Source organism: Mycobacterium sp., assembly GCF_044342925.1.
Classification (GTDB): domain Bacteria; phylum Actinomycetota; class Actinomycetes; order Mycobacteriales; family Mycobacteriaceae; genus Mycobacterium.
Genome location: NZ_JBIIOV010000210.1, coordinates 1 through 4,914 on the forward strand (window position 1 = coordinate 1; position 4,914 = coordinate 4,914).

Annotated in this window: 5 protein-coding genes and 1 pseudogene; 5 read left to right on the plus strand and 1 reads right to left on the minus strand. The window is 67.9% G+C overall.

Annotated elements, in window-relative coordinates; genetic code table 11:
- The 4 genes from ADBZ6I_RS15970 to ADBZ6I_RS15985 all read left to right on the plus strand — a co-directional run.
- Positions 1-637: class II aldolase/adducin family protein (locus ADBZ6I_RS15970; protein WP_526385553.1), on the plus strand; the 637-nt coding region annotated here is incomplete at its 5' end.
- Positions 634-1,344, plus strand: a complete 711-nt coding sequence (locus ADBZ6I_RS15975; RefSeq protein ID WP_526385555.1) for a haloacid dehalogenase type II — start codon at positions 634-636, stop codon at positions 1,342-1,344. The genes ADBZ6I_RS15970 and ADBZ6I_RS15975, both read left to right, overlap by 4 nt.
- Before the next feature lie 87 nt (positions 1,345-1,431).
- Complete coding sequence (locus tag ADBZ6I_RS15980) at positions 1,432-1,965, plus strand: mycothiol transferase (RefSeq protein WP_526385557.1); 534 nt, start codon at positions 1,432-1,434, stop codon at positions 1,963-1,965.
- 44 nt (positions 1,966-2,009) lie between these two features.
- Positions 2,010-2,540 (plus strand): phosphatase PAP2 family protein, encoded by a 531-nt coding sequence (locus ADBZ6I_RS15985; RefSeq protein ID WP_526385559.1) that lies wholly within the window; start codon positions 2,010-2,012, stop codon positions 2,538-2,540.
- Between the two features lie 12 nt (positions 2,541-2,552).
- Here the strand turns inward: ADBZ6I_RS15985 and ADBZ6I_RS15990 are convergent.
- Positions 2,553-4,589: pseudogene (locus ADBZ6I_RS15990) on the minus strand (prolyl oligopeptidase family serine peptidase); the annotation flags it as partial.
- 48 nt (positions 4,590-4,637) lie between these two features.
- Here ADBZ6I_RS15990 and ADBZ6I_RS15995 point away from each other — a divergent pair.
- Positions 4,638-4,914, plus strand: a 277-nt coding sequence (locus ADBZ6I_RS15995) for an aldehyde dehydrogenase family protein (RefSeq protein WP_526385561.1), incomplete at its 3' end; no start/stop codon positions are given.

Consider the following 4,914-nt stretch of genomic DNA (forward strand, 5'->3'; position numbering starts at 1 on the left):
CGCTGGGCATATCACCGCACGCGATCCTGAGTTTCCCGACCACTTCTGGGTGAACCCGTTCGGCCTGCACTTCGGACATATCCGGGTCAGCGACCTGCTCCTCGTGCGCCACGACGGCACCATCGTGAAAGGCGATGGTCCGCTGAATCGGGCCGCGTTCGCCATCCACTCCCAGGTCCACGCCGCCCGCCCCGACGTGATCGGCGCGGCCCACGCCCACTCGGTGTACGGCAAGACGTGGTCGACGCTGGGCCGCAGGCTCGACCCCATCACCCAGGACGCCTGCGCGTTCTACGAGGACCATGCGGTGTTCGACGCCTACTCCGGCGTCGTGCTCGATATCGAGGAGGGCAAGCGCATCGCCCACGATCTCGCCGACAACAAGGCGGTGATCCTGCGTAACCACGGTCTGCTCACCGTCGGGCACTCGGTCGAGGAGGCGGCGTGGTGGTTTATCACCATGGAACGCACGTGTCAGGCGCAGTTGATGGCCGAAGCCGCCGGCACGCCGATATTGATCGACCCGGAGATGGCCAAGCTCACCAGCAGCCAGGTGGGCAGCCACTGGGCCGGTTGGTTCAGCTTCCAGCCGCTGTTCGCCCGCATTACCCGCGAGCAGCCTGACCTCTTCGAATGACGACGCCAGGAGGCCTCGCCGAGGTCCGCGCCCTCGTTTTCGATGTCTTCGGCACCGTGGTCGATTGGCGGTCGTCCGTGGCCGCCGAGGTGCGCTCGCTGGGCTGGCCGGTGGACCCGCCGGCCTTTGCCGATGCCTGGCGGGCCGGTTACCCGTCGGCCATGCAGGAGGTGCGCGAAGGCCGCCTGCCCTGGACCCACCTGGACGGCCTGCACCGGCGCATCCTGGACGCCCTGCTGGCCGAGCGAGGCCTCACGCCGCCAGAGGCCGAGGTGGCCGAACTCAACCGCGTCTGGCACCGCCTGGCCCCCTGGCCCGACAGCGTGGTGGGGCTGCGCCGCCTCAAAGCCCGCTTTCCGGTGATCACGCTGTCCAACGGCAACGTCTCGCTGCTGCTGGACATGGCGCGGCATGCCGGCCTGCCGTGGGACGCGATCTTCTCCGCTGAGCTCTTTGGCCACTACAAGCCCGACCCAGAGGTTTACCTGGGGGCGGCGCGACTGCTCGACCTGGAGCCGCAACAGTTGCTGATGGTGGCCGCGCACCCCAGCGACCTGCGGGCAGCGGCGGCCTGCGGACTGAAGACGGCCTACGTGCCGCGCCCGATGGAGCGCGGGCCCGGCGGCCGGATGGCGTCCTGGACGCCGAGCGAATTCGATCTGGTCGCCGACGATTTCGTGGCCTTGGCAGGGCCGCTCGGCGCCTGACTGCCTGGTGATGGGGACGATCACGACGTCATAACTCACGAATGTCAGGCGACGCAGCGTTTCGGTCCCTGGCGTAGCGTCGAATTCATGGCGGAATCCCCCGATGCCGCGGCCGCTCGGGAACTGCTGCGCGACTCCTTCACCCGGCTCATCGAGCACGTCGACGCCCTCACCGACGACCTGAGCGACGAGGTCTCCTTCTTCCGGCCCACCACAGTTTCCGGCAAGCAGGCCAACAGCATCTGTTGGCTGATCTGGCACAGCGCCCGGGTTCAGGACGCACAAATGGCCGACATCGCCGGCATCGACCAGGTCTGGTTCCGCGGCGGCTGGGTGGACCGCTTCGGCCTGGATCTGCCCCGTGACTCGCACGGCTACGGCCACAGCGCCACGGACGTCGGCAAGGTGCGGGCTCCCGCTGATCTGCTCGCCGGCTACTACCATGCGGTGCACAGGATGACGCTGGAGTACGTCGCCGGTGTCACCGCCGAAGAGCTCGCCCGTGTCGTCGATGAGAACTGGAACCCGCCCGTGACCGCGAGTGTGCGTCTGGTCAGCATCATCGACGACTGCGCCCAGCACCTGGGTCAGGCGGCCTACCTACGGGGGATTCAGAACTGATCGACAGAGCGCTACTGGGCTGGCCTGCCGTCGGCCTGCCGTTGATGGTTCTACTCGGCCTGGGCGTGCGCGACGGGGCCACCCCGATCGACGCCTGGATGCAGCAGGCCGGACAGGGCGCACTGGGCACCCCGTTGGGATCGTTGCTGATGTTCACCGACTACCGCACCGCCCAGGCGCTGGCCGTGACGGCGATCGGGGTGTCGCTGTATCGGCGGCTCTGGTCGCTTCTGCCGGTGATCGTGCTGGCACCCTTCATCGCGGTGTTCGCCAGCCGGTTTCTTAAACCGCTGTTCGGCCGGATGAAGGACGAAGGACTGGCCTACCCCAGCGGGCACACCACGCTGATAGTCGTCCTGCTCGGCATGCTCATCGTGGCGGTGGGCGTGCGCCGGTGGCTGGTGTGGGCCGTTGTGGCATTCGCGGTGCTGGGCATCATCGGGCAGGCGGTTACCTACCACTACCTCACCGACACCGTGGGTTCGGTGCTGCTGGGCACCTCGCTGGTGTGCCTGGCCGTGGCCGCGCTGCGTGCGGTCGGCCGCCGGGTGCGGCGCTTGCGATTGTGGCCGTAGCGACCAGCGTGGTCAGGTAGCCGTTTCCGGCTGCCCGGCCAGCATCCGGTGCAGGAACGAGAACGCCAGTGCGGACTTGAAGGCCGTCTGCGCGTTGTCCGCCGCCCCGGCGTGGCCGCCCTCGATGTTCTCGTAGTACCAGACCCGGTGACCGGCTTCCTCCAGAGCGGCCGCCATCTTGCGGGCGTGTCCGGGGTGCACCCGGTCGTCGCGGGTGGAGGTGGTGATCAGCACTGGCGGATAACGCTTTTCGGCATCGATGTTCTGGTAGGGCGAGTACTTGCTGACGAAGGCCCAGTCCTCCGGATTGTCGGGGTCGCCGTACTCGGCCACCCACGAGGCCCCGGCCAGCAGCAGATGGAATCGCTTCATGTCCAGCAGTGGCACCTGGCACACCAGCGCGCCGAACAGTTCGGGATACGCGGTGAGCATGATGCCCATCAGCAGCCCGCCGTTGCTGCCGCCCTGGGCGCCCAACTGCTCGGCGGTGGTGATCCCGCGTTTCACCAGATCCCTTGCCACCGCGGCGAAGTCCTCGGCAACCTTGTGCCGGCCCTCCCGCATCGCCTGGGTGTGCCAGATCGGCCCGTACTCCCCGCCGCCGCGGATGTTGGCCAGCACGTAGGTGCCGCCACGGGTCAACCAGAGCCTGCCCAGGACGCCGCCGTAGCCGGGCGTCTGCGACACCTCGAACCCGCCGTAACCGCCCAGTAGCACGGGCGCCGGTGACGTCTGATCCAGCGGGCCGACAACGAAATACGGGACGCGGGTCCCGTCGTCGGAGACGGCGAAGTGCTGGGCCACGGCCAGACCGGTGGCGTCGAAGAACGCCGGCGCCGTCTTGATCGGAGTGAATTCGCCGCGGTCGGTTCCGTGCAGCAGCGTCGACGGCGTCAGGAATCCGCTGGAGTCCAGGAATACCTCGTCGCCGGTGTCATCGACGGCGACGATGGCGGTGCTGGTGCTGTCCTGCAGGCCGATCACCGGTTCGCGGGTCCACGCGCCGGGGGTGACGATCTCGACGCGGGTGGCCACGTCGGCCAGCGTCGACATCAGCAGCCGGTCGCGGGTCCAGGCGTACTGGTGCAGGCAGGTGCGTTCGTCCGGTGCGAAGACGACGGTCAATTCCGCAGTGCCGGCGAGGAATTCCTGGTAGGCGGCGGCCAGCAGCGACCCGGCGGTGAAGTCGGCGGTCCCGGTGTGCCAGTCGGTGCGCAGTTCGATCAGCAGCCAGTCGCGGTGCGCCGAGATGGTCGCGTCGGTGGGCGCGTCGATGCGGACGAGTTCGCCCGCCCGCAGTTCGTAGCGCTCGTCGTTGAAGAAGTCGATCGCCCGGTAGATCAGGGTGCGCTCGTAACCGGGTGTGCGATCCGCCCCGGCCGCCACCGTGACGTCCGTGCGCGAGCCGGTGAACAGCGTCTCGGCTTCGGACAGCGGCTGGCCCCGCTTCCAGCGCTTCACGATCCGGGGGTAACCGGAGTCGGTCAGCGACTCCGGGCCGAAGTCGGTGCCGACCAGCAGGGTGTCGGGGTCCTCCCAGGTGACCCGGGACTTTGCCTCCGGCAGTTCGAAACCGCCGAGGACGAATTCCTTTGTCCGCATGTCGTATTCGCGCACCACGGAGGCATCCGAGCCGCCGCGGGACAGCGACACCAGCGCCAGGGTGTGATCGGGCTCGATGACGTCCGCGCCGGCCCACACCCAGTTCTCGTCTTCGGTCCGGGCCAGTTCGTCGACGTCGATGATCACCTCCCAGTCCGGGGATTCCGACCGGTAGCTCCCGAGGGTGGTCCGCCGCCACAGCCCGCGCGGGTTGGTCGCATCGCGCCAGAAGTTGTAGAGGTGTTCACCCCGGCGGCGAACGTAGGGAATGCGGGTGTCGGTGTCGAGCACCTCCAGGGCCGCGGTTCGCATCCGCTCGAAATCGTCGTCACGCAATTGCGTGATGGTGGTGTCGTTGCGCTCACGCACCCAGGTCAGGGCGTCGCCGCCGTCGATGTCTTCCAGCCAGAGGTACGGGTCGTCGACCATGCCGCCATTCTTGTCGGAACTGTAATGTGAGCTGCGTTACATGCTGCCATGGAGGGGAGTCGTCGAATGACCGTGTACGCACGTCCGGGTGCTGCCGATGCGTTGATGTCCTTCCAGGCCCGCTATGAGAATTTCATCGGCGGTCAGTGGGTCAAGCCTGTCGGCGGGGAGTACTTCGAGGCTCTCTCGCCGGTCAACGGCCAGCCGTTCTGTGAGGTGGCCCGCTCCACCGGTCCCGACATCGAGAAGGCGCTCGACGCCGCGCACGCCGCCGCGCCGGCCTGGGGGAAGACCTCCGTCGCACAGCGATCGGTGCTGCTGAACAAGATCGCCGACGTCATCG

What these genes read in the sequence shown, in the direction of transcription:
- ADBZ6I_RS15980 (WP_526385557.1), top strand. Translation starts at nt 1,432, where the DNA reads ATGGCGGAATCCCCCGATGCCGCGGCCGCTCGGGAACTGCTGCGCGAC.
- ADBZ6I_RS15975 (WP_526385555.1), top strand. Translation starts at nt 634, where the DNA reads ATGACGACGCCAGGAGGCCTCGCCGAGGTCCGCGCCCTCGTTTTCGAT.
- ADBZ6I_RS15985 (WP_526385559.1), top strand. Translation starts at nt 2,010, where the DNA reads ATGGTTCTACTCGGCCTGGGCGTGCGCGACGGGGCCACCCCGATCGAC.